The sequence below is a fragment of the Bacteroides sp. RTP21281st1_H5_RTP21281_210402 genome (genome assembly GCF_040918965.1).
Classification (GTDB): domain Bacteria; phylum Bacteroidota; class Bacteroidia; order Bacteroidales; family Bacteroidaceae; genus Bacteroides; species Bacteroides congonensis.
Genome location: NZ_JBCOWR010000024.1, coordinates 14,935 through 37,086, shown reverse-complemented (window position 1 = coordinate 37,086; position 22,152 = coordinate 14,935). Strand labels below are relative to the sequence as shown.

At 42.0% G+C, this 22,152-nt stretch carries 19 protein-coding genes and 1 pseudogene; 1 reads left to right on the top strand and 19 read right to left on the bottom strand.

Features of this window, described 5'->3' with window-relative positions; all coding sequences use genetic code 11:
- Window positions 1-22: 22 nt before the first annotated feature.
- From AB5443_RS22710 to AB5443_RS22700, 3 genes are read right to left on the bottom strand one after another with little or no spacing between them, the layout of a single operon-like run.
- On the bottom strand, window positions 23-1,477 hold the full coding sequence (locus AB5443_RS22710) for an AbgT family transporter (protein ID WP_277135085.1): 1,455 nt from the start codon (window positions 1,475-1,477) through the stop codon (window positions 23-25).
- A 37-nt stretch (window positions 1,478-1,514) separates the two neighbouring features.
- On the bottom strand, window positions 1,515-2,243 hold the full coding sequence (locus tag AB5443_RS22705; protein ID WP_022139325.1) for a DUF5932 domain-containing protein: 729 nt from the start codon (window positions 2,241-2,243) through the stop codon (window positions 1,515-1,517).
- A gap of 34 nt (window positions 2,244-2,277) precedes the next feature.
- Complete coding sequence (locus AB5443_RS22700) at window positions 2,278-6,591, bottom strand: DUF5113 domain-containing protein (RefSeq protein ID WP_277135086.1); 4,314 nt, start codon at window positions 6,589-6,591, stop codon at window positions 2,278-2,280.
- Window positions 6,592-6,771: 180 nt separating this feature from the next.
- Here AB5443_RS22700 and AB5443_RS22695 point away from each other — a divergent pair, with 180 nt between their 5' ends.
- Window positions 6,772-7,710 carry a ribose-phosphate pyrophosphokinase gene (locus tag AB5443_RS22695; protein WP_073345532.1) on the top strand — a complete coding sequence of 313 codons (939 nt, stop codon included), beginning with the start codon at window positions 6,772-6,774 and terminating at the stop codon, window positions 7,708-7,710.
- A gap of 87 nt (window positions 7,711-7,797) precedes the next feature.
- On the opposite strand, the gene AB5443_RS22690 is transcribed toward AB5443_RS22695, so the two are convergent.
- The 16 genes and pseudogenes from AB5443_RS22690 to AB5443_RS22615 all read right to left on the bottom strand — a co-directional run bounded on the left by AB5443_RS22690 (window position 7,798) and on the right by AB5443_RS22615 (window position 22,149).
- Entirely contained in the window at window positions 7,798-8,967 is a 1,170-nt protein-coding gene (locus AB5443_RS22690; RefSeq protein ID WP_022138955.1) for a hypothetical protein, read from the bottom strand.
- Between the two features lie 86 nt (window positions 8,968-9,053).
- Window positions 9,054-10,337: a pitrilysin family protein gene (locus AB5443_RS22685; RefSeq protein ID WP_277135087.1), complete on the bottom strand. Its 1,284-nt coding sequence runs from the start codon at window positions 10,335-10,337 to the stop codon at window positions 9,054-9,056.
- A 5-nt stretch (window positions 10,338-10,342) separates the two neighbouring features.
- Window positions 10,343-11,095, bottom strand: coding sequence for a 3-deoxy-manno-octulosonate cytidylyltransferase (kdsB, locus tag AB5443_RS22680; RefSeq protein WP_277135089.1), 753 nt, complete (start codon window positions 11,093-11,095; stop codon window positions 10,343-10,345).
- A gap of 8 nt (window positions 11,096-11,103) precedes the next feature.
- Complete coding sequence (locus AB5443_RS22675; protein WP_022138958.1) at window positions 11,104-11,472, bottom strand: 2-amino-4-hydroxy-6-hydroxymethyldihydropteridine diphosphokinase; 369 nt, start codon at window positions 11,470-11,472, stop codon at window positions 11,104-11,106.
- A 15-nt stretch (window positions 11,473-11,487) separates the two neighbouring features.
- The gene (locus AB5443_RS22670) at window positions 11,488-13,812 is read right to left on the bottom strand and encodes a transglycosylase domain-containing protein (RefSeq protein ID WP_368114506.1); all 2,325 of its coding nucleotides are present in this window, start codon (window positions 13,810-13,812) and stop codon (window positions 11,488-11,490) included.
- A gap of 189 nt (window positions 13,813-14,001) precedes the next feature.
- Window positions 14,002-14,094 carry a smalltalk protein gene (locus AB5443_RS22665; RefSeq protein WP_156150203.1) on the bottom strand — a complete coding sequence of 31 codons (93 nt, stop codon included), beginning with the start codon at window positions 14,092-14,094 and terminating at the stop codon, window positions 14,002-14,004.
- A gap of 68 nt (window positions 14,095-14,162) precedes the next feature.
- Window positions 14,163-14,684: an HU family DNA-binding protein gene (locus tag AB5443_RS22660; RefSeq protein WP_022138961.1), complete on the bottom strand. Its 522-nt coding sequence runs from the start codon at window positions 14,682-14,684 to the stop codon at window positions 14,163-14,165.
- Between the two features lie 299 nt (window positions 14,685-14,983).
- Window positions 14,984-15,304 (bottom strand): type II toxin-antitoxin system RelE/ParE family toxin, encoded by a 321-nt coding sequence (locus AB5443_RS22655; RefSeq protein ID WP_277135091.1) that lies wholly within the window; start codon window positions 15,302-15,304, stop codon window positions 14,984-14,986.
- Window positions 15,298-15,516, bottom strand: coding sequence for a hypothetical protein (locus tag AB5443_RS22650; protein WP_277135092.1), 219 nt, complete (start codon window positions 15,514-15,516; stop codon window positions 15,298-15,300). Before AB5443_RS22650 ends, AB5443_RS22655 begins: the two co-directional genes overlap by 7 nt.
- Before the next feature lie 476 nt (window positions 15,517-15,992).
- Complete coding sequence (locus AB5443_RS22645; RefSeq protein ID WP_277135093.1) at window positions 15,993-17,384, bottom strand: ATP-binding protein; 1,392 nt, start codon at window positions 17,382-17,384, stop codon at window positions 15,993-15,995.
- Window positions 17,377-18,963, bottom strand: coding sequence for a DUF262 domain-containing protein (locus AB5443_RS22640; RefSeq protein WP_277135094.1), 1,587 nt, complete (start codon window positions 18,961-18,963; stop codon window positions 17,377-17,379). Before AB5443_RS22640 ends, AB5443_RS22645 begins: the two co-directional genes overlap by 8 nt.
- Before the next feature lie 453 nt (window positions 18,964-19,416).
- Window positions 19,417-19,905, bottom strand: coding sequence for a putative toxin-antitoxin system toxin component, PIN family (locus AB5443_RS22635; protein WP_277135095.1), 489 nt, complete (start codon window positions 19,903-19,905; stop codon window positions 19,417-19,419).
- Window positions 19,892-20,119, bottom strand: coding sequence for a hypothetical protein (locus AB5443_RS22630; RefSeq protein WP_277135097.1), 228 nt, complete (start codon window positions 20,117-20,119; stop codon window positions 19,892-19,894). The genes AB5443_RS22635 and AB5443_RS22630 overlap by 14 nt, the downstream gene beginning before the upstream one ends.
- Window positions 20,101-20,295, bottom strand: coding sequence for a hypothetical protein (locus tag AB5443_RS22625; protein ID WP_277135098.1), 195 nt, complete (start codon window positions 20,293-20,295; stop codon window positions 20,101-20,103). Before AB5443_RS22625 ends, AB5443_RS22630 begins: the two co-directional genes overlap by 19 nt.
- Window positions 20,296-20,430: 135 nt before the next feature.
- A pseudogene (locus tag AB5443_RS22620) lies at window positions 20,431-20,730 on the bottom strand (hypothetical protein); the annotation flags it as partial.
- A 60-nt stretch (window positions 20,731-20,790) separates the two neighbouring features.
- A complete protein-coding gene (locus AB5443_RS22615; RefSeq protein WP_277135100.1) occupies window positions 20,791-22,149 on the bottom strand; it encodes a hypothetical protein in 1,359 nt (452 codons plus the stop codon).
- Window positions 22,150-22,152 lie beyond the last annotated feature (3 nt).

Genomic DNA, 22,152 nt, shown 5'->3' with positions numbered 1-22,152 from the left:
AAGTCCTGCTATCCATCTATCATTACAAGCCTACCGGTATTTTCAGCAAATACCAAACGATAAACAGCAATGTCCAGGCAAATAAGATAGCCAATGAATATCTCCAGGTATATTTAAGTAATGTACCATAAGTGATCTGCTTATCATACTGACGCATATAAGTCAGCACCAAAGGCATATAAAATAAGAAAGGCGTAATGGCATTTGTCGAACTGTCTCCGATACGGAAAGCACATTGTGCCACGTCGGGAGAAATACCCATCTGCGCAAACATCGGGATAAAGATGAAAGACATGAAAGCCCATTTGGAAGTGGCAGATACCATAATCAGATTGATAAATGCCGTAAACAGGATAAATAAGACCAAAGCCGCCAATGGAGCCGGCTCGAAAGAAGAAACCAGTTCAGCACCCATAATGGCAAGACATTTGTCCAAATGCGAATATTCGAAACAGGCAAACATTTGAGCAGCAAAGAAAGCAATCACGAAATAAACGCCAAGAAGTTTCATTGGCTGCGTCAGTCCTTCAATCACATCATTATCCGTGCGATAGCGACCGGAACTGAAACCATACGCCATGCCCGTGATACCTGCTCCCAAAGAAAGAAGAAACAAAATACCGGCAATGAACGGTGAATGCATCAAGCCACCATTCACACCGCGCAAAATTCCATAAGAGGAAAAAGTAAGCCATAAAACAAGAACTACATAGACAGCCGCCACCATAATGGAAATCATAATCGCCCGTCTCTCTTTGCGGGACAGGGGACGATAGGCTTCCACCTTTACACTTCCTTCGTATTTACCCAATCTGGGAAGAAGCCATTTTTGAGTCACCCAATAAACAATGGCAGTAATAACTACCGTAGAAACACTCATAAAGAAGTAATTGCAAAGAGGTTCCGTATTCCCCTGATAGCCTGTTTGAGCCAATGCAGCTTCCTGCGTGGTATGAGCCAGCAACGGATCCATTGTACTCAACACAATATTGGCACTATATCCGCAGGCAACGGAGACATAAGCCGTCACAATCCCCGCAATCGGATGAAGTCCCACCCATTGAAACAGCATGGCGGCAATAGGCAACAAGATAATATATCCACCGTCACCAATAGCATTCGACAGCAATCCGAGAATAATTACCCACAAAATAATTTTCCTCTTCTCCTTCCGGTTCCCCACCCCCATACGGATGCACGCATCAATAAAGCCTGAATGTTGGGCGACCCCCAGTCCGAACATGGCAATAATCACCATACCCAACGGAGCAAACCCTGTAAAGTTCTTGATAGCGTTCCTCAACCACCAGCGGATTCCTTCCGGACTCAACAGGCTTTGCACGCGAATATCCTCGCCAGTCTGTGGCAATGTCACTTTCAGTCCATAAATATCACATATCCATGAAAGAAAGACCACTGCCATTGTTAGCAGCATGAACATTGTAGCAGGATGGGGCATACGCCATTTTGTCTTCATCGCTTTTAAAGTTTATTCTTCGTCAGCTTTTTTTTAGTTATTCTTCGTCAGGCTCCAAATTATCCAAATCAATAATACGTAATTCCAATGCACGGACAGCCAACCGGGTAGCATTCACTCCCACCCGCTCTCCATTCGGGAAAAGGCGTCCGATAAGATCATTCTGTCGTTTCTCCAATGATTTCACGCCGAAAGGCATACCTTTCAGGTTCGCAATCATCTCCTTCGTATACCCCAAAGCCAGATGGCGGAGAAAACGCTCGTCATATTCATCAATATCATAACTGATTACCGCTTCCTGACGTTTCGCATCATTGGCAACAGACCTCTTGAAGCGCTCTACAATCTTTTCCAGAATCGGATAGTTAAATACCAGCTTCTTACCATCCATAACAGCCTGTACATCCGTCTTAGTCAGCAATTCTCCCGTCTTTAGGATAATTCCGTCAGCTCCGGCATTCAGTACATCCACCCACAGCTTTTCATTCAGAATCTCACCTGTGAAAATCAGTACGTGGACATCTTTATAGCGTTTGAATATATTCCGGCAAATATCCACTCCGATAGTAGTAGACCCACCCAATCCCAAATCCAGTAATACCAAATCAGGGAGTTGCGCTTCCATCAACGGCCAAAATTCACTTTCGGTCATGGCAGTACCGATCACTTCCGCATTCGGTATTTCGTGACGGAATATCTCCTCCGTACCTTTTAACTCCAGTTTTACATCCTCTACGATAATAACTTTAAACTTCTGTTCTTCCATTTCCTTATCTAATAACTTTTATGTGTTTTCTTTTTTATCTGCGCGGAACCGTGAAATAAACCGTAAATCCTCCATCCGCAGCAGGTTCGGCATTAATACGGCATCCCCTGCGTCCCGCAAATTCGTCATGGTCACGGATAATCTGCTTGCACACCAAATATTCCGTACCCCGCAACTCCCCTTTTTCACCGGAAGTCATACGTGCCAAATTCGGGTAGAACAACTGGTTCAGTTCCTCCACACTCTTTTCACGTCTCGTATCCGTAAAGAGGAAACGAATATATCCATCATCCTTACGAACCTGCAAACGCAACACGCCATCTTCACGAACCGTCAACGCTTCGTCAATCAGATTTTCCAATAGAAAACGCAACTGGTTCACGTCTCCTATCACCTTCGCTTCCATCGGTTCCATCTCCAGTTCTATCCTCTCCGTCCGGTTCTTCATCATCTTCTTGAAATATTTTCCGGCAGCATCAAAAAGCTCCTGCACCGGAATCACCGTCCGCCGGAAAGTAACCTCTTCCAACTGACGGGAAGCACACGAACTCAAGATAGTAAAGATACCCTTATAATATTCAATCAATTCCGTCATAGTCTCCACCGCTTCGCGCTCTTCCTTTTCCGAAAGGCTCAGCGTATTCAGCCGTCCTACAATCTGCTTGATTTTATTCGGATAATAAATCGTTTCATGTTTAATTGTAGACAGACAGTTGTCAAGCACCATATTCTGTACATGCAACATACTGTCCTCCCAGGAAGCCCGACGCGTTTCTTCATGCGCCGACTCAATATCCCGGTATTTCGTAGCCAGTTTCACTACCGCATTAAATACCACAATAGCCACATACCGAGCCACTAATTCAAAGAGCAAACGATCCGTTTCCTGCTCCGAACCTTCCCTACACTCAAGATATAACACACCGACACATTGATGTTCTCCCCCCGCTTCCACTTTCAACGGAATAGCCAGCAGATGTTGTTCTGCAAGATACTCGCCGGAGTCAAAACACTGCTGCACCATTTCCGGCATCTCCTGTCCGGGACGCGAAGCATACTCCAGCCGATGCGTCGTTTCATTATACACTGCGATGCCCATCCGGTCAATCGTCAATAATTCATTCACCGAGCCGAATGCTTCATTCACAATACGCTGCGGGATTTCTTTGAGCGTACTCTCCTCGCGTTGAAGTGCTTCCGCATCCTCCTGCTCCTGCAGTCTAACTATAGATGCCGCAAATACTTTCTGATTTATTTCAAGCACCTGTTCGAGGTTCAGCCGATTCTGTAACAGCTTCCGCATATACAGAAAATAATAACCAATCAAAGAAACAACCAACAAGACAAAGCATAGGATAATCCCCACCGTCTTATTAGTATTCGAACGCTCCAACTGCCTGCAATATGCTTCCAATGTCTGGTCTTCCCCCTGCAACTTATACAAATCCGTAAAAGCCGAATTATTATAACTGTACCCATCCAGTTGCTTCAAAGCCAGGAAAGCGACCGCCGCTTCATTTCTTATATCCAGAATCACATGATAATCCGAATCAAATAATTCATTCCACCAACTGACTTCAGCAGGTATTCCCGTACCTACAAGTTTCATATAACGATGCGGACCTTCCGGACGCGCATACTTTTCATAATGCTCGTTCAGCAACGACATGGCAGAGTCCACATACTGCAAGGCAAGCTCGTAATTTTCATCCACATTGGCAAAATATGCAGCATTGGCATAGTCCGACGCAGCATCCAGCAAGTCCTCATAAGCAGAATCAGTAACTACCACTATCGAATCTCTCTCCTGCGACATAGGCGGAATCGGGTCATGCAGGCAAGACACCATTCCCATAGGAAGCAACAGACAAAGCAATACGCCAATTACCTTACGCACTCCCAAAGGCAAACGGAAATAAAAACGGCTTCCCTTTCCCAATTCACTCTCCACATCGAAGGTACATACCCGGAAGAGTTCATTCGTTTTCTTATATTTCTCAATGATTCCCTTACAGTTCATCAGTCCGAAACCACTGCCTTTATTTTCTTTCAATTCATCAGGATTCTCCGCATTCTTAATTCCGATCACCCGCGAATCATATACTTTCTCACCAATAATACGCGCCACATCTTCCTCCGAAATACCACGTCCGTCATCTTCCACAGAAATCTCCACATACGTATCCGTAGTACGTGCGTAGACCTTGACAGTTCCTCCTTCCAGAGTATATTTACGGGCATTCTCCGCCAACGTATTTATCATAAACAGAGTCAGCGCCCGGTCTGCCTTCACCATAACAGTAGTCGGTTCAATCTCCAACGTCTGTTTTTTCATCTCAAAGGCACGCCGTCCTTTTCCCAACAGTTCAAACAATTCGTCAAGACTGAACGTTTCGATATTCAGGCTCAACGATCCCTGCTTCATCTTGATCCACAGAGCCAGAATATCGTTATACTCATTAATAGTAGTTACCAGTTCATCAATGTATTGATACTTCTCCTTCTTTATCTTTTCATCATCAATATATCCCTTCTCCGTAAGCTTGTGCACCTCATTCAAAATACGGTCGATATAAGGATTAATACCATTCACAATAGCCATACAAGCCTTTTTTATCAGATTCTGACGCTTATTTCCCGCAATATGCTGCTCATAGATATACCGTTGTTTTTCCAACTGCATCCGTTCGTCGCTCAATGCTTCCACCATCTGTTCATTGTCCGCCGCCCAGATAATATAAGGTTCAAGCACATGCACCAAAGCCTTTTCATCACGGTTCATCCGATGTGCGGGGACAAGCGCCGCTTTCCCCTCTTCGGGAATATCCAGTCTCATCCTATCCTTACCAAACAGATTGTCTATTCCTTCCTGAATCAACAGAACATTCATTGGAATGGAAGAAGTAATATCCCGGCAAAGCCCCAAAATCTGTTGCAGACGTTCCACATCAATCTGATTCCTTATCTTGGAACGCCTGTTGAAGAACCACCAAAGAATCACTACCAGCACCAATCCGACAATCACCAAAGAAAGCACAAGTGTCATCTGCCTCGAACCGGCTTCCAATGAAACATAACGGCTCTCCAGTTCCTTGTCCTGACGGGTAAAGTTCAAAATATCCAGATAAATATTCCGGTTGTAATCAGAGGCATATTTCATTCCCAATCCCGCATACGATACGCTCAATTGTTCCCGGATTCTCGAAATCCATTCGGGTACAGTCTTTACATTCTCCTGCGTAATCCACGGCACTCCCGTATAGGTCGTATCTCCTTCGGCAAACGTATATAGCTTATCCAGTGTATCCGCCTCATGGTGATAATAGAGCATATGATGGCGATTCACACAGTCCAATGCTTTCGTAAGCGTATCCAACGCTTCCGAATATCGCCCGTGCGTATTCAGGTATTTGCCGATAGAGACATACGCCCCGGCAATCTGATATAAATCATTATATTCACGGAACTTTTCGAGTGCAAGCTGTGCCAGACGCAAAGGTAAAAGCGAATCTACCGAAAAGCCGAACTGGTCTAACGCATGTCCTCGTCTTGCCTGAAATAAATCGAAGTCATTGGGGGCAATCATCAGGTTGGCAAGCCCTTGCAGGCCATTTCCTTCAAAATAGGGATGATTGCTCTGAACTGCCGTCCGCCAAGTGTAATAAAGGTGGTCGAACTCGCGGAGCTTCCTGTCTTCCGGTTTACCGGCTTCCACCAAAGAAGCAGAACCTTTGAGATAATGATAATAAAGCAATTGGTTCGTATCCGCCAATGCTTCATCTTCCGGTATCTGATTGAGCGAGGCAATCGCTTCCTGACGTTGCTGGAGATAATAGTAGTAAATAGAAGAAACGATGAAAAACTCCGTGAAAGCATAATCCAGCCGGAGCTTCTCGTGGCGGTCGGCAAACAAGTCGCTTTCTTCACGAATACGCTTCATGCGTTTCAGTGCACTGTTCCGGTAATCATAAAACTCCTTGTTCATGGCCGTCCGCTGACAGATTTTCATCAGTCCGATGTCGGCAATCAGTAGTTCGAGTTCGTTCTTGGTCAGTTTGTACACCTCTTTGTGCAAGGCTTCGGCACGGTCAAAATCCATGTTCATGTAAGCCCAGAATCCCAGGTTGTTGGATGCCTCGGCTTTCCCCGATTTATATAAGTTTACCTTACGATAAGCCTGCTCGGCATATCTATAAGAAGAATCGAGATTCCGGTAACGAAAAGCATACGCTTTCCCGTTCAGTGAATCAATCAGACGCACCTCTTTGGTCGGCACCATATCAGTACACGAGAAAAAAGAGGCGAATAACACTACACCTATTATATATAGAGGAAAGCGTGAACTCATTTTATTATCGGATAATTAACGACGGATAATGGATATTCCCCATTATTTATTGCAAATCTACAAATATTTCCGATAAGTTGGAGAGAAAAATATTTTTTATACAATAAGTCCTTCTAAATAATAAGAGAAATTCCTACCTTTGCAGGCAAATTAACAAATAGGTAAAACATCTATTACAAAATGAGCGAAAAAGCACCCTTTATGGTATTCTCGGGAACGAACTCGAGATATCTTGCAGAAAAAATCTGCGCAAGCCTGAATTGTCCTCTGGGAAATATGAACATTACGCATTTTGCCGATGGTGAATTTGCGGTTTCATATGAGGAGTCAATCCGTGGCGCACATGTATTCCTGGTTCAATCCACTTTCCCAAACTCAGACAACTTAATGGAACTTCTCCTGATGATCGACGCTGCAAAACGTGCATCTGCAAAGAGCGTTGTAGCTGTAATCCCCTATTTCGGATGGGCCCGTCAGGACAGAAAAGACAAACCTCGTGTATCTATCGGAGCTAAGCTGGTAGCCGACCTGCTTTCTGTGGCAGGTATCGACCGACTGATTACCATGGACTTGCATGCAGACCAGATCCAGGGTTTCTTCAACATTCCCGTAGATCACTTGTATGCATCAGCCGTATTCCTCCCCTACATCCAGTCATTAAACCTGGAAAATCTGGTGATTGCTACACCGGACGTAGGCGGTTCAAAACGCGCCAGCACTTTCTCCAAATATCTCGGTGTGCCATTGGTACTCTGTAACAAATCACGTGAAAAGGCAAATGAAGTTGCTTCCATGCAAATCATCGGTGACGTGAGCAATAAGAACGTCGTACTGGTTGACGACATCGTAGACACAGCAGGTACAATCACTAAAGCTGCCAATATCATGATGGAAGCCGGTGCAGCATCCGTACGCGCTATTGCCAGCCACTGTGTGATGTCTGATCCGGCGTCCTTCCGTGTACAGGAGTCCGGTCTTACTGAAATGGTATTTACCGATAGCATCCCTTACACCAAGAAATGCGCAAAAGTAAAACAGTTGAGTATCGCCGATATGTTTGCTGAAACTATCAAACGCGTTATGAATAACGAGTCTATCAGTTCACAATACATAATCTAAGCGAATCAATATCGCTAAAAAGAAAACGGTGAACAAATATTGCACTACGCAATTTGTTCACCGTTTTCTTTTTGGCATTTCTATTTTTTATTGAAGTCTTCCTAATTTATAGGTTCCTTTCTTGATAACCTTTCCGTCCTTATCCGTTTCTACAAACGGGCCATCCTTTTTTCCCTGTTTGAAGAATCCATCGAAGCGGTTGCCATCCTTGTCGACTTGTACACCTTGTCCTTCTTCCAGTCCGTCAGCGAAACCACCTTTATATTGCATACCTGCGACAGTCTTTAAAGTACCTTGCCCGTTCGGGCGATTATCTTTCCAGTCACCATCGTAAACGTCACCATTGCTCCATTTGTAGATACCCTTTCCGTCACGTTTATTATTTTTCCAGTCACCTTCGTACACTGCACCGTTCGACCACGTGAAAGTACCTTTGCCGTCTTGCATACCATCCTTGAAGTTTCCTACATATTTATCACCGTTCGCGTGATAGTAAACACCCGCACCGGTACGTTCGCCTAAAAGATAGGAGCCTTCATAACGGTCACCCGTGTGGAAGAAGTACGTACCTTTCCCATGCTGAATATCATCCGCCCAGTCACCATCGTATTTATCACCATTGGTATATTCAAAGACCCCTTTACCATGACGGACATCGTCTTTCCAGTCACCCTCATACTTACAGCCATCATCCCAATTCATGGTACCTTTGCCGTTCTTCTTGTCGTTCTTCCAGTGACCACTATATTTTGCGCCGTTCGCCCAGGTATAAGTACCTTTGCCTTCGCGTTTATCATTAACCCAGTTGCCTACATACAAGTCACCGTTGTGATAATACATCGTTCCTTCACCATGCTGGTAATCCTGAAACCACATACCGTCATAACGGTTATTATTCATAAAATAATAGATACCTTTTCCGTGCTGCTGGTCTTGGAACCATTGCCCTTCATACTTTTCACCGTCGGGAAACATATAAATACCGTAGCCTTCACGTTTTCCCTTCACGTATTCCCCTTCGTAGACATCACCGTTCTTAAAGACTGTTTTTCCTTTCCCATTCGGTTTACGTCCTTTCATTTCACCAGTATAGACGCTACCATCCTTGAAAGTATAGTTGCCAATCTTTATTTCAGTAGAGAATGTATCTTTGATTTTCCCGAAAAATCCGCCTTTTTTTCCTTCATTTTCTTGTGCCATCGCTCCCGCTTGTGCAAGGAGAGCCAATAAAAGTGTAGTATATAGATATTTCCTCATTTATTTTAGTAGTTACTCTTTTTTAGATTTACAATTTGGACAAAGATACAATTTCTCTCCCATACATTCCCCTACCGGAAAGCAAATTATGACAACTTTTTACCTGCAATGACCTCTTTTAATGTCTCTTTGCATAAATAGCGCTGTGCCAAATCCTGTATCTCCGCAGGTGTAATCTCATTCACAGCGTGCAGGGAATGAGAAAAATAGTCGTCAGTCAGACCGGAAGTAGCTATAAATATCCATGCGTCCGAGAGCGAGAAAGGCGACTCATAGCTCCGGCACATTTCGCCCAGCATATAGTTTCGCACCATTGTCAGTTCTTCCATAGACACAGGTTCCTGATGCAGACGATCTATTTCGTGATACACTTCCTGTATCAGCGGTTCCACATATTCATTGTCCGTCTCCGTGGAAACAAGCAGCATCCCGCTATCAGGATAAAACATGATCCCTGCCGAAATTCCATAGGTATATCCTTTTTCTTCGCGGATATTAGACATCAGGCGGCTACCGAAATAACCACCGAACAAAGTCATCAGTACCCGCAACTTCGGATAATCCGGATGTTCACGGGTAATAGTGGTACATCCCATTTTCACTGCACTCTGCATCGCATCCTCACACTCTGTAAAAATTCTCTTTTCAGGAACAGCGGCAAAAGGAAAGCTTAATTTCGGCATCTGTAATTGATGTTGTCCGAACGGAACACCAAAAGTATCCGTCACCCGGCGAATAGTATCTTCTGTCACCTTCCCGGAAAGGAAAATTGAACAGTTGCCCGAATGATAATGCTGTTCGTAGAAATTACGAAGTACATCCGGAGTGATAGTATGGTAATCTTCTTCCATTACTATCTTTCCGCATGGATGCTGTTCTCCGTAGAGGGATTTCAGCAGACTGCGATGTGCCAGGAAGTCAACTTTGGAAGTATTGACCAAATATTGCTGGATATTCGTATCCAGGATAGTCCGCAGTTCTTTTTCCGGGAAAAGCGGTTCCTTAATCATGGACTCTACTATCTCCAGTGTTTTCGCCAAATACTTATTCAGAGAATAGACTGTGATATAAGCATATTCCGAGGCACTCGACAATTCGAGCCACGAACCATAATAATCCAGTTTTTCGGCAATTGTTGCCGCCGTATATTTCGTAGTGCCCTCACGCAGCATCCGGTTGGTGAACAACGCTTGCAATTTCTGCGACTGCTGCCAGCGACCTCCGGCAAAAAGTATATCCATACGTACCACATCCTGCTCACCGGCATTAATAACGGTCAACGGAATACCATTCGGCAAAGTAGACCGGACGGGAGCAAGTATCCGGAAGTTTTTCAGGGTTTGTATTTCAGGTTGTATCGTGCGATCCATAAAATTTATCCTCTGTTTTTCAAAAATTCCTCTGCACGTTCCAAGTCCTGGGGAGTGTCAATACCAATCGTTTCCACATCACTGATACCTACCTTTATCTTATACCCGTTTTCCAGCCAGCGAAGCTGTTCCAACGACTCGGTTATTTCAAGAGAAGACTGCGGGAGAGCCGTAATCTCTTTCAGCACTTCCGTACGATAGGCATACAGGCCGATATGTTTATAATAGGTATGTCCTTTTAGCCAGTCCTGCTTTTCAACATTACGTTGATAAGGTATAATAGAACGACTGAAGTAAAGTGCATTCCAGTTTGTATTGATTACCACTTTTGGTGAATTCACGTTTTCGAGTACGGCAAACGGTTCATCGGCAGTGAAAGGCTTCACCAATGTGGCAATTTGTGTAGTCGGGTCTTCAAAACAAGCCTTTACAGCATTCAGCTGCGAAGGCTGGATAAAAGGTTCATCCCCCTGTATATTAACAACGACATCGAAATCACCACCTATCTTGGTACAGGCTTCGTAACAACGGTCCGTACCGCTTTTATGATGAACAGAAGTCATTACTACCTTACCACCGAAGGCTTTTACAGCCGCTTCGATCCGTTCGTCGTCAGTAGCTACATAAGCATCGTCCAATACACCCGCTACTTGTTCATATACACGTTGTATCACTGTTTTTCCGCCCAGGATAGCCAACGGTTTCGCGGGGAAACGCGTGGATGCGTAACGGGCAGGTATTATTCCCAGAAATTTCATATCTGAATCTATTTTAATTCTTCCAATCCCTTCACGATATACTCCCTTTTCAAGTCCTCGGGTTTCAATACCCTGTCGTCAAAAGCGAGTAAATCAATATCCAGGCAAACTTTTTCCTCTTTCTTATCTTCCGGACGACGGCCGGCAGATTTCTCGATGGCTTTCAACTCCTTCCTTACCCTCTCTTCCCCGGCTTCGGAAAAGAACTGTGCTACCTGATTGGAAAATAACGCCGGACTCCGAAAAAACAAAGGCTGCGTTTCCTGTTCGGACGTGAAACGGATGGAAGGAAACAAATCCGCCAGCTTTTGCCGTGCAAAAAACAGATTTTCCTTCCGGTTGTAGTTACTTCCAATGCAGATGATACACTTATGCATGGCGGGAGAAGAAGCTTAGTTAAACAAGTCGTCCAACCCCATTTCTTCCACTTCGCCATTCGGAGTTTCCGAACCGGCACAAGGGTCAAATCCCTGAGGAAGTTTGAACGTTTCTTGCTGGTCATATCCCAAAGTTGGGTCATCATATACCTTCTTCATATAGAGTGCCCAGATAGGCAGTGCAGCAGCAACTCCCTGTCCATAAGTCATTCTGCCGAAGTGAATATCACGTTCATCGCCTCCTACCCAGCAACCGGATACCAGTGAGGGAGTGAATCCCATAAACCAGGCATCGGAGTTGTCATTGGTAGTTCCCGTCTTTCCACCCATATCGGCAGTGATACCATAACGGCGGACACGTCCACCCGTTCCTTCATTAATAACGGCACGGAGCATGACAAGCATCTTGTAAGCACTCGAAACGCTGATAACCTCTTCCATCTGCGGTGCAAATGTAGAAATCACATTACCGTCACTATCTTCAATACGGGTAACAAACAACGGGGCTACACGAATACCCTTATTAGCGAAAGCTGTATAGGCGCTCACCATTTCACCGACAGAGATTTCGCAAGGGCCGAGACAAAGTGAAACGACTGGGTCTATAGCCTTATTGCGTACACCGAAACTATGAATAAGTCTCACCAGATTATACGGATTCAGTTTACCCATCAAATAAGCGGAAATCCAGTTGTCCGAGTTGGCCAGTCCCCATTTTAAAGTCACCATTTCACCATAACGCTTGTTGTTGGCATTACGTGGTGACCACGGAGTTCCGTTCTCGTCGATCAATGTCTGTTCTACATGACGCACCTGGTCGCAAGGAGAGAAATTATTCTCCATAGCCAGCGTATACAGATAGGGTTTGATAGTAGATCCTACCTGACGACGTCCTACCATAGCCATGTCATACTGGAAATACACATAATTCGGCCCGCCTACATAAGCCTTCACGTGTCCGTTCATCGGATCCATCGACATGAATCCCGTACGCAGGAAAGACTTGTAATAACGGATGGAGTCCATCGGGCTCATAATCGTATCCTTATCCCCTTTCCAAGAAAAGACAGTCATCTCTTCCGGCTTGTCGAATGCTTTCCGAATCTCCCGCTCCGAAGCTCCCGCTTCTTTCATCAGACGATAACGGTCAGTCTGCTTCATCGCCTTAGTCAGCAATTCTTCCACTCGTTTTTCCGGCAAAGACCGTGCATAAGGAGCATTCTTACTACCCTCTTTTTCCTTGAAGAATACCGGTTGCAGATAATCGCCCAAATGCTCTTTCACAGCATCCTCGGCATATTGTTGCATACGTGAGTTAATGGTAGTATAAATCTTCAACCCATCCGTATAGATATTATAATTCGTTCCGTCTTTTTTCTTGTTTTTCGCACACCAGCCATATAGCGGATTCGTCTCCCAGGAAAGAGAATCCTCGTAGAACTTCTGCATTTGCCAACCGCGATAATCACTCTTCACCGGCTTCGGTGCGGTCATTACACCACGGAGATACTCGCGGAAATAAGTCGCCAGACCTTCTTTGTGATCTACACGATTATAAGTCAACTTCAACGGAAGAGCCTGTAAAGAATCACATTCCGCTTCTGTGATATATCCCGCTTTGCGCATCTGCTCAAGCACCACATTACGACGTCCGCGGGAACGTTCATTGAAACGTACCGGATTATAAAGCGACGGATTCTTGCACATACCGACCAAAGTAGCCGCTTCTTCCAGTTTCAATTCCTTCGGTTCGCAGCCAAAATAGGTATGAGCCGCCGTCTTGATACCGACAGCATTATTCAGGAAATCGAACTTATTGAGATACATGCTCAGAATTTCTTCTTTAGTATAGTAGCGTTCAAGTTTCACGGCAATCACCCATTCGATAGGCTTCTGAAAAAGACGCTGAAGGGTATTTCTCGCTACATTTTCCGTAAACAACTGCTTGGCAAGCTGTTGTGACAAGGTACTACCCCCACCCGCATTTTTCTGGAACATCAAACCGCGTTTCACAAACGCACGAAACAATGCCTTGGCGTCAATACCTGAATGTTCTACAAAACGAACATCTTCCGTAGCAATCAATGCATTAATAATATTGGGTGACAAATCCTTATAGGCCGTATATACGCGATTTTCCTTGCTGTAAGACCAAGTACCAAGTACCTTATCATCTTCCGAGAAAATCTCCGTCGCAAATTTATAGCTTGGATTCTCCAATTCCTCAACAGGCGGCATATAACCTATCCAACCTTTTGAAATGGAAACAAATATAGTGACTACAGCCACTACTCCAATCGCCAATAAAATCCAAAGAGCTTTTATTATTTTTCGAATCATGTTTTTTCTAGCTTAAAAAGACGCAAATAATTAAGGTACAAAGGTAGATAAAATCCGGTATTCAGCCAACGAGTTTGATTATTATTTCAGTTTTGTTAAATACCACATCCCTCTAAAACACAAAACAGGCGGGAAAAATCCCGCCTGTCCATTCATACCTAAAATTATATCTTATTTATAAGACATCAATTACATCGTTGCCGCCTGAACACCAATCACACCGGCAATTGCACCGGCAACAGCAATAATCACTTTCAAAATCATACTCCAAGTTCTTTTCATAGACATTCTACTTTTTAAATTAAACATTAAACAAGCTATCTGACAGCCAAATATGAACTGTCAATTAATCAAGCGGCCGGGTCAGGCGTTTCTCCGTCATCTCCCCCTTCATTGCCGCCTCCTTCATCACCACCGTCATCCGGTTCTCCCGGCACTACGGTAACACTAATTTTCTTCAGATATTCATCCAGGCTAATCAAGTCCAGTTTCTCATCTGCCCGTGTTGCAGTCTTTGTAACACGCAGTTCCTTATTCGCCTGAAAAAAGATACGAACACTCTCCACACTTTTAGCAGTAATATCCTTCGCCAGCTCCGCACCTTTCGAACGGGCAGCCAGCATAAACACTCCCAAGCCTTCGATATTCACCGACTTACCTTCCAACAATTGCTCCTTCATTTTATCCACGAAGTTCTGAATCACACTCTTGATATCACCGACAGACAGAGAGGAACGATCCTTCATCTTCTCAGCGAGATATCTCAGATTGACAGACTGACCCAAAGTTATCAGATGCGGATAAAACCTTTTGGGAGAATTAGGGACACGCGGATCTGTCGGCCGCGTAATGACTTTGTAAATTACACTCATAATACGTTTTTTAAAGATTCAAATTCAAGTTATTTATTCACGTTTCGTTGATCAACGATGCAAAGGTGCGGCTTTTATCTCGTATAGAAAAGGAAAAAGCCCCTTGCGGAGCTCTTTCTATTCAATCAAATGCATAATAGGCTATTAATCAATAATATAATTATTTTTCTATGTATCCTTATTTACACCTTTTATCAACAATCTATCCAATTAGAAATAAAACGTTAATCAACATACCCCTAAAACCAATATATTAACCATCTTCACAGAAAAAAGATATATCATCACATTCAAACCTTTTATTTCACTACAATAGGAATCATTTTACTATCCATGCGATTATCCCATATATATGCGATATAAATTACAGAATCTTCCATAAAATAAATTATACGATGATGAGGATACTCTAATAAAGAACGGTATTGTTTCTCTCTACCTACCAATAGTTCTTCTACCTTACCTAATTGAGGATTAGACTGTAAAACACGAACAGCATTCAATATGCCATTTCGAAACTTATCTGCAGCTTTCTGACCTAAATTCTTCTTATACCACTGAAATATAGCCTTGAAAACATCTAAAGCTTCTTCATCCCATTCAACTTGAAACTCTACCACGACATTATTCTCTTTAAGGCTTCTTCATTACACACCTTTTTTCCCTGAGAAAAATTCTTTTCTACACAGTCTAAAATAGTATGAAGTTCATCTATTGAGCAACAACCTGGTATAGATGTAGAACTTGAATAAGCTCCATATTCTGAAGTTGGTTCTGACACATGTGAAGGATATTCTTTCTTCTCTATATCATGAGATTCTTTCTTTTTCATTTTATGAGTTGTTTTATACCACAAAGGTAACAAGTAAATTCGAAAATAGATACTATTCCTTAATTATTTTCCCTTAAACCAATAGAAAAGACATCAATCAACATACCCCCTAAAACAGATATATCAACCATCTTCACAGACAGTTGATATATCATATATACAAACACATATCAGCTTTTACGCCAATATGAGGGTATAAGTCAGGAATATACCGCTGTATTCTTCTTGACTCGTATAATACAGGGAATTGCTGAATATATTCAATATCAATATTCAGCAATTCAGCTATCATTACCAAACTTGTTTTTCGACTGTTTTCATTTAACGATAAACCGCTAAAGGCTTTCTTAATTTCATCAACAAAGTTGTCATCGTATGACTCCTACTGTTCTAAAGGATAATAGGGAGTGAACAATGTACATTCCCCAAAAGTGCAACTGTCATTTTTGCAAGATGAGATATTTGCCTATTATAAATCACTCTATCCGTTTGTCTTTCAGTTTGTTGATTGCAGCTTGTAATTTTTTCAGCAGTAGAATTGTCTGCTTCAGTTCTTTTTGCGAAGGAGCATGGCTCCCCTGTACACTTGTATGCGACAAGGGATGAAGAGATGCTTTCTGGTATAGTTTCATGACGTTAAGTATTTCATGGACGAGCGTCATCTCAATGCGGTATTTGTCTATTTTTTCTCTGATACGGGTAGCCAAGTTCATCTGATTTTCCGCATTAAGTGTCACTTGAATTTCATCCACTAAGTCAGCCGCATCTTTCTCTCCATTGAAGTAACACTCTTTTTGGTTGCATATACGGGCCAGAACTTTATCCGGTTCTTCTACTGCTCCCAATAGCAATAACTGTGAGAATTCGTATATCGCATATTCAAAACGTTGTCGAAGTCGGTTTCCCATATTTACCAAGTCGACATCGGGGCTATTGAGTTCGGCTGTAAATGTTGAAGGGTCCTTCTGTGCTTCTTCGTTGTTTGACAAGCGATGTCCGAAACTGAATTTGTATAGATGCGTACATACCCATTTCGCTTTTTCTGTCGTGATTGTCTCGTGAACCAAATAACGTGCCGTATGGTAGAAATTGATATTGTGCGTGAAGAAAAGAATTTGACAGTCGCTGAATGTCTCCACTATGAAACGCATAAAAAACGTACGGTTCGACGCATCCATACTGGTAAGCAAGTCATCAAGCAACAATAACCGTCTTTCTGTGGTATTGGGTATGCGTCTCACCGCAGACAATAACAGCAGGATGGTAGCCATGTGCAACTTCGCCTCATTGAAATAATGAGGTAGATTTTGGTCAAACGCAAGTTGAAAGCTATTTTCTGATAATGTGCAAGTATAGTCGTTTCCACGCTCGATGGCAATCTGTAAGTCCTCCATGAAATGTTCGTGAAGCAACCGATTTACCTCTTGTTCCATCTGCTCTGCATGGGTCTCTAAAAAACTGCGTATATCGGTTATCGGCAGAAAGGCTCTTTGAAGAATGTTGGACAAGTGAATGGCATCCGCCACTTCCACATCATCGTGGGTAAGAACGGACACTTGATAATCTTCTATGGGAAAAGTGTCATAATCCTGTCCGTTTATCATCAAACAGAATGGCTGGTTCTTTCTTCCTTGGAACCGGTACTTATCCAATATGTCAGACAGGACATTGGCCCGTTCTTCCTCTGTCATTTCTTCTGATACGGATGCCGCAAACAGTTTTTCGCGATAAAATATCAACTGAAAAGCCGCTGTCAACGAACTTTTGCCCGAACCGTTTTCTCCGTAGAGCAACAGGTTCTTTTGGTTCAAAGGAAATTCAAAAGACTGGGCAAAGCATTTAAAATTTTCAAGTTCAATCTTATTCATAACCCGTCATAAACTTTTTTAAGAGAACAAGTTGTTGCTCATTGCGTTCGAGAATATATTCGTAAGAAACAGTTGGCCCTATCCGATAGGCTGACAATCGTGCATGCAAAGTTCCTCGTTTCAGCTGTGGAACGACTAACAGATTGCCTTGCAAGTTGGCAATAGAGTCATAAAGTTCCTCTTGAGGTTGTCCGTGAAGGGATTTCCAATCAGTTCGTTTGACCAACCTGTCTATCGCATATCTAGACAACGGGGCCTTGCCCTGCAAATAATAGGCCAACAAAGCAAAACCGGTTCTCAACCTTCCGGAGGTATAAAACTCCCATTCTGTAATAGGTTTTACAGGAAAAGTAACTTCTTCATTCCACGAAGTACGTTTGATAGCTGAGTAAATATCAAATTTCACAGTTGTAGTGGATCCCATCGAATAGACATATCGAACGAGTCGCTTAAGGAAACCGATAAATTCATCTGTATTCTCATATCCATTTACATAGAGATAATTAAGAACAGCATACTTTGGGTATTGGTTGGTGTAGGCTTCCAATACTTGCAGCCAAGGAGCGATGCATGAAGCAGAAACCGTCATTTCACTTAAATAATCTGACAATTCCAATATTTTCATGAGGCTGTCCATAAATTCGACATACGAACCATGTAAAGGCGAGAAATCCTCGTTCAAGAAAAAGTCACGCAAATTCTTCTCACTGCCGGATATGCCTTCCTTACCTCGAACGATATGCGAATAGAAACGGAATATTTCATCCATTCCATACCCTTGCCTGTCACATTCTGCCTTGAACTCTATCCAACGCTGGATAAAATCATCCGTTTGACGGATCAAAGCCGCTTTGTTGTAAAGTCGGGCCTTGAAGATATCGGCATCCGCAAGGTTCATTCCCCGATTGTTGATGGTTTCGAATATAGTCAATGCCTTGCCACAAGCATCGTTGATGGTAGAACCAGTCAATTCGATGGGCAACAGATGAACACGTTCTAAAAGAAACTTGATAAAGTTTTTGCACCGTTCGGCATTACGTTGTTGATAATTCCTAAACCAAGTGTAGAACCATAAATAGTTGGCGATAATGCGGTCGTTACATCTGTTTTCATTGACTTCACCTCCCTTGTTCATATATGAGGCTATCCATGTATCCAACATTTGGGATTGATGTATTTCCTGTAAGGTTCCGTCATCATCGTTTTCAAAGATTTCTGAGGTTATTTTTTTTTCACTGTTTTCACCTTCCCAAGCCTCTATTGAAACGAGTTTCCCTAAAATGCGCATCTCCGGATAGAGACTATAGAGCACTTTCAGGATCAGCCATAAAGTGATAAGTCGTTGTTGCCCGTCAACCAGGTGAAGTTTACTAGGAGAGTCATCGCCTTTTGCAAGTATGATATTACCCACAAAATAATCCCGATCCTCTCGATAAGCATTGGTCAAATCAGTATAAAGTTGCAAGCACTGTTCATGCTCCCAAGAATAAGGTCTCTGAAACGAGGGAATGATATATTGTTCTTCGTTCAGAAAAATGCTTTTCACACTCTTTTGCTCTGCGTTCAATGATAATGCCATAATAACGTTTTTATCTTGTTGCTAAGTTCCAATTACAAAATTAGGCATAAAAAATGAGATATGGAAATATTGAATAAACTCTTCCAATTTGAAGAAAAAAATGATATTTTTCTCATAGACACTCATTTCATTTTTCTTACTATCCAACTCCACCTTTATTTTTTTCTCCAGTCTTGTTCCTATTTTACTAAAGATGATTACGAGCATTTTTCATTTTTATTGGCATCCAGTTGTCTTGCAAATATTTCCACAACTTTATCCGAACTTTTTCAATCCCATGAGAACATAGCGGTAATTGTTTTAAATGTTATAATTAGACATTATAAGTTTAATACAATATATAAACAGCCCGCCGTGATAATCGACTTTCGGCCGTATTGAAACAAAAACGCAAAGCGGTCGCAATGCCTTAAAGTAGCTCCAAACATTATTTATCTTCTTTGTTAAAACACTTTATTCACTGTCTATGATTATACTAATATATTCTTCTAATCCTTCATGCATTAAAGCAGGATATCCCCAATTCGCAGTCAGAGCATCAAATTCAATAGCAGACACAATTCGGCAAGTACCAATTTTATCTAAATCCAATAAATCTTTATCTCCAGTCACCAAATAATCCGCCTTAGAAACAATAGCCAACTCCAAAAGATAATCATCTTTTGGATCACGACAACGAGGCATTATATTTTCTAATTGATACAATTGAGTGTCTTCACTCATAAAATCCAATAGCAAAGCTATTTGTTTTTGAGAGAAATACTTCATCAATTTTGGTCGTGAACTAACTTCCCGTATTTCGTCCAAGAGTTCTTGGGAAACGACCAATTCAAAATTTGGATGTGATAACAAGCTTAAGAGACACGAAAGTTTCCGACCTATCAAAAAGCTAATCCATAGATTGGTATCAACAATCACTTTAATTTCATTATCTATTTTCATACTTTGCCTTTCTGACTGCTTCTACTTCAGCATCTATATCAGACAATGAAATCTCATCGTTCTTGAATACTTCCAACAAATGTTGCAACTTAATCTTTCGTGTTTCTGCTTTTAATTCACGGCTTAACTTCATTTTATCTTCATCAGACAACTGACGTATCAAGTCTAAGACCTGATTATAGCCCAAACGTATTTTCAAGGATGCTGTTGCCATTTTTCTTCTTTTTTTATATATATTGCAAATATAGCATTATTATTCATTCCTTGCACATAAACTCCGTCTTTATTTATACCATTTTTCAACGATCTATCCGATAAAAATAAAACGTTAATCAACATCCCCCCTAAAACAGATATATCAACCGTCTTCACAGACAGTTGATATATCATACATACAAACACATATCAGCTTTTACGCCAATATGAGGGATAAATCGTAAGCACTCAATTTTATAGGGCACCCCCCTTTGAAAGGGCACTTTTCAGTGCCCTAAATCGAGTTTTGTTAATTAATTAGTTTTGAAATTAACATTGGCTTGTAGCCAAAGTGATTTTGTCAGGAACCATGTTAACATAATCCCTGCATCCGTTAAAGATATTTTTGAAAAAAGTTCCGATGAAGTTCCAGATAGAACTGCCATGAAGCTTTACCGTTCCTATTACACTATGATAAGTTGCAGCCATCTCAGTACCGGCATCATCACATTTACGCTCACTCATAAAGAATTCCTTTAAAATAGTGGAAAAGCGTTCAGCTGCCGGTTCACCACCTTGGTTGGAAGCCTTGACAAACTTGTGTTTGGCATGAGACATACATAGTGCATTTGTCACTTTTACATGTTTGTTCATAATTCCCACAATTTGAAAAACATCAATGAATCATTCCTACTGCGTAGATCCTGTAATTGCGGAACCAATCATATCAGCGAGTCCATTTAAGGTAATACCATCGAGGAACGGATAATTTCTGTTGTTAATTATCCATTCAGCCGTTAACCAAATACTAACGTTGTCTAATATATTTAAATCGTGGATATTGTTATAACTTACATCTAGATGAAATTTATCATCATAGAACTCACACGCTGTAGAGACTAAAGAATTGAGGTCGAACATATCTTGAGGAAAATATTCTTTCCTCATGGCATCAAGACAGTCATTGTAGTCAGGGTAGTGAGACATAAACAGTTTGTAAAGCAATTTGTCAGGTTCCCATGACGAACAATCTATCTTTTCTGTATAAATTGGTGTGCCTAAATAGAGATTGAAATAACGTTGTATTGTATTGTAACCAGGATATGGTCGTAATTTCCCAAATAAATCTTCAAGACTCTTACCTTTGTCAACGGTATTGGCACACATGGATAAGAGTTGGTCAATTATATGAAAAAGGAAAAGTTTATGGAGCGCCTTATAGGTTGACAGTAATTCTGAGACTTTGAGGCTACTATAGAGTTGATCATGCCAGTCGGGCTTAACAGCACGCGACAAGTCAGATTTTGGGAAAAGTGTCTTGTATAAGGGTATGGAGGCATCTCCTCGGTGCAGTGCTATTTCGCATAGACGAAAATATCTGCCACCGTTTCGAGCCAATAGGTTCGTTATCTGTGGTAGCCATACATCTTCATGCATATTATTCAGATGATACCGCATTATCGCTGCCCAATATAAAAGACACAAATTTGTAATTTCCAAGTCTGTAAGATCCGTTTTCACCAGCTTACATTCAACAATTCTATATATAACCAAAATGCTGAAGGTTATTGGGCGAACCATAGATTTATCACGCAACAGTTTTGAAAGTTCTGGATAGGTTTTTGACTCTGATATGTTGTTGCAGGCTTTAAGAATTGACTCGCCAATGTTGAACATCTTGTCTTGATCTGTTTCTGGCTTTGATTTTGGACGAAAAGAACAGCTCTGACTTTTTAGAATATTTGATATAGTTTTTCCGAATGTAAAGGAGTAGCTGAATTCCAACACAGATTTAATAATTTCCTCAATGCTGTCAGTCCGCTGGATAACTATCATTGTGGAAAGTTGGCGCAATAACCGGGATAATTCAAAAAGTTTATCTTCATCAACGGAGGCTATAAACTTTGCGGCATAATCAGGAAAATACTGCCACTCAGGACTGAAAATTTGCTCCAAGTAATATACAGGCGGTCGAAGTTCAGGACAGACGACCTCGACAATTGTGTCGAGATCGTCTGTTAAGGTCGTAACTTTTTCAAATATGTCCATGCA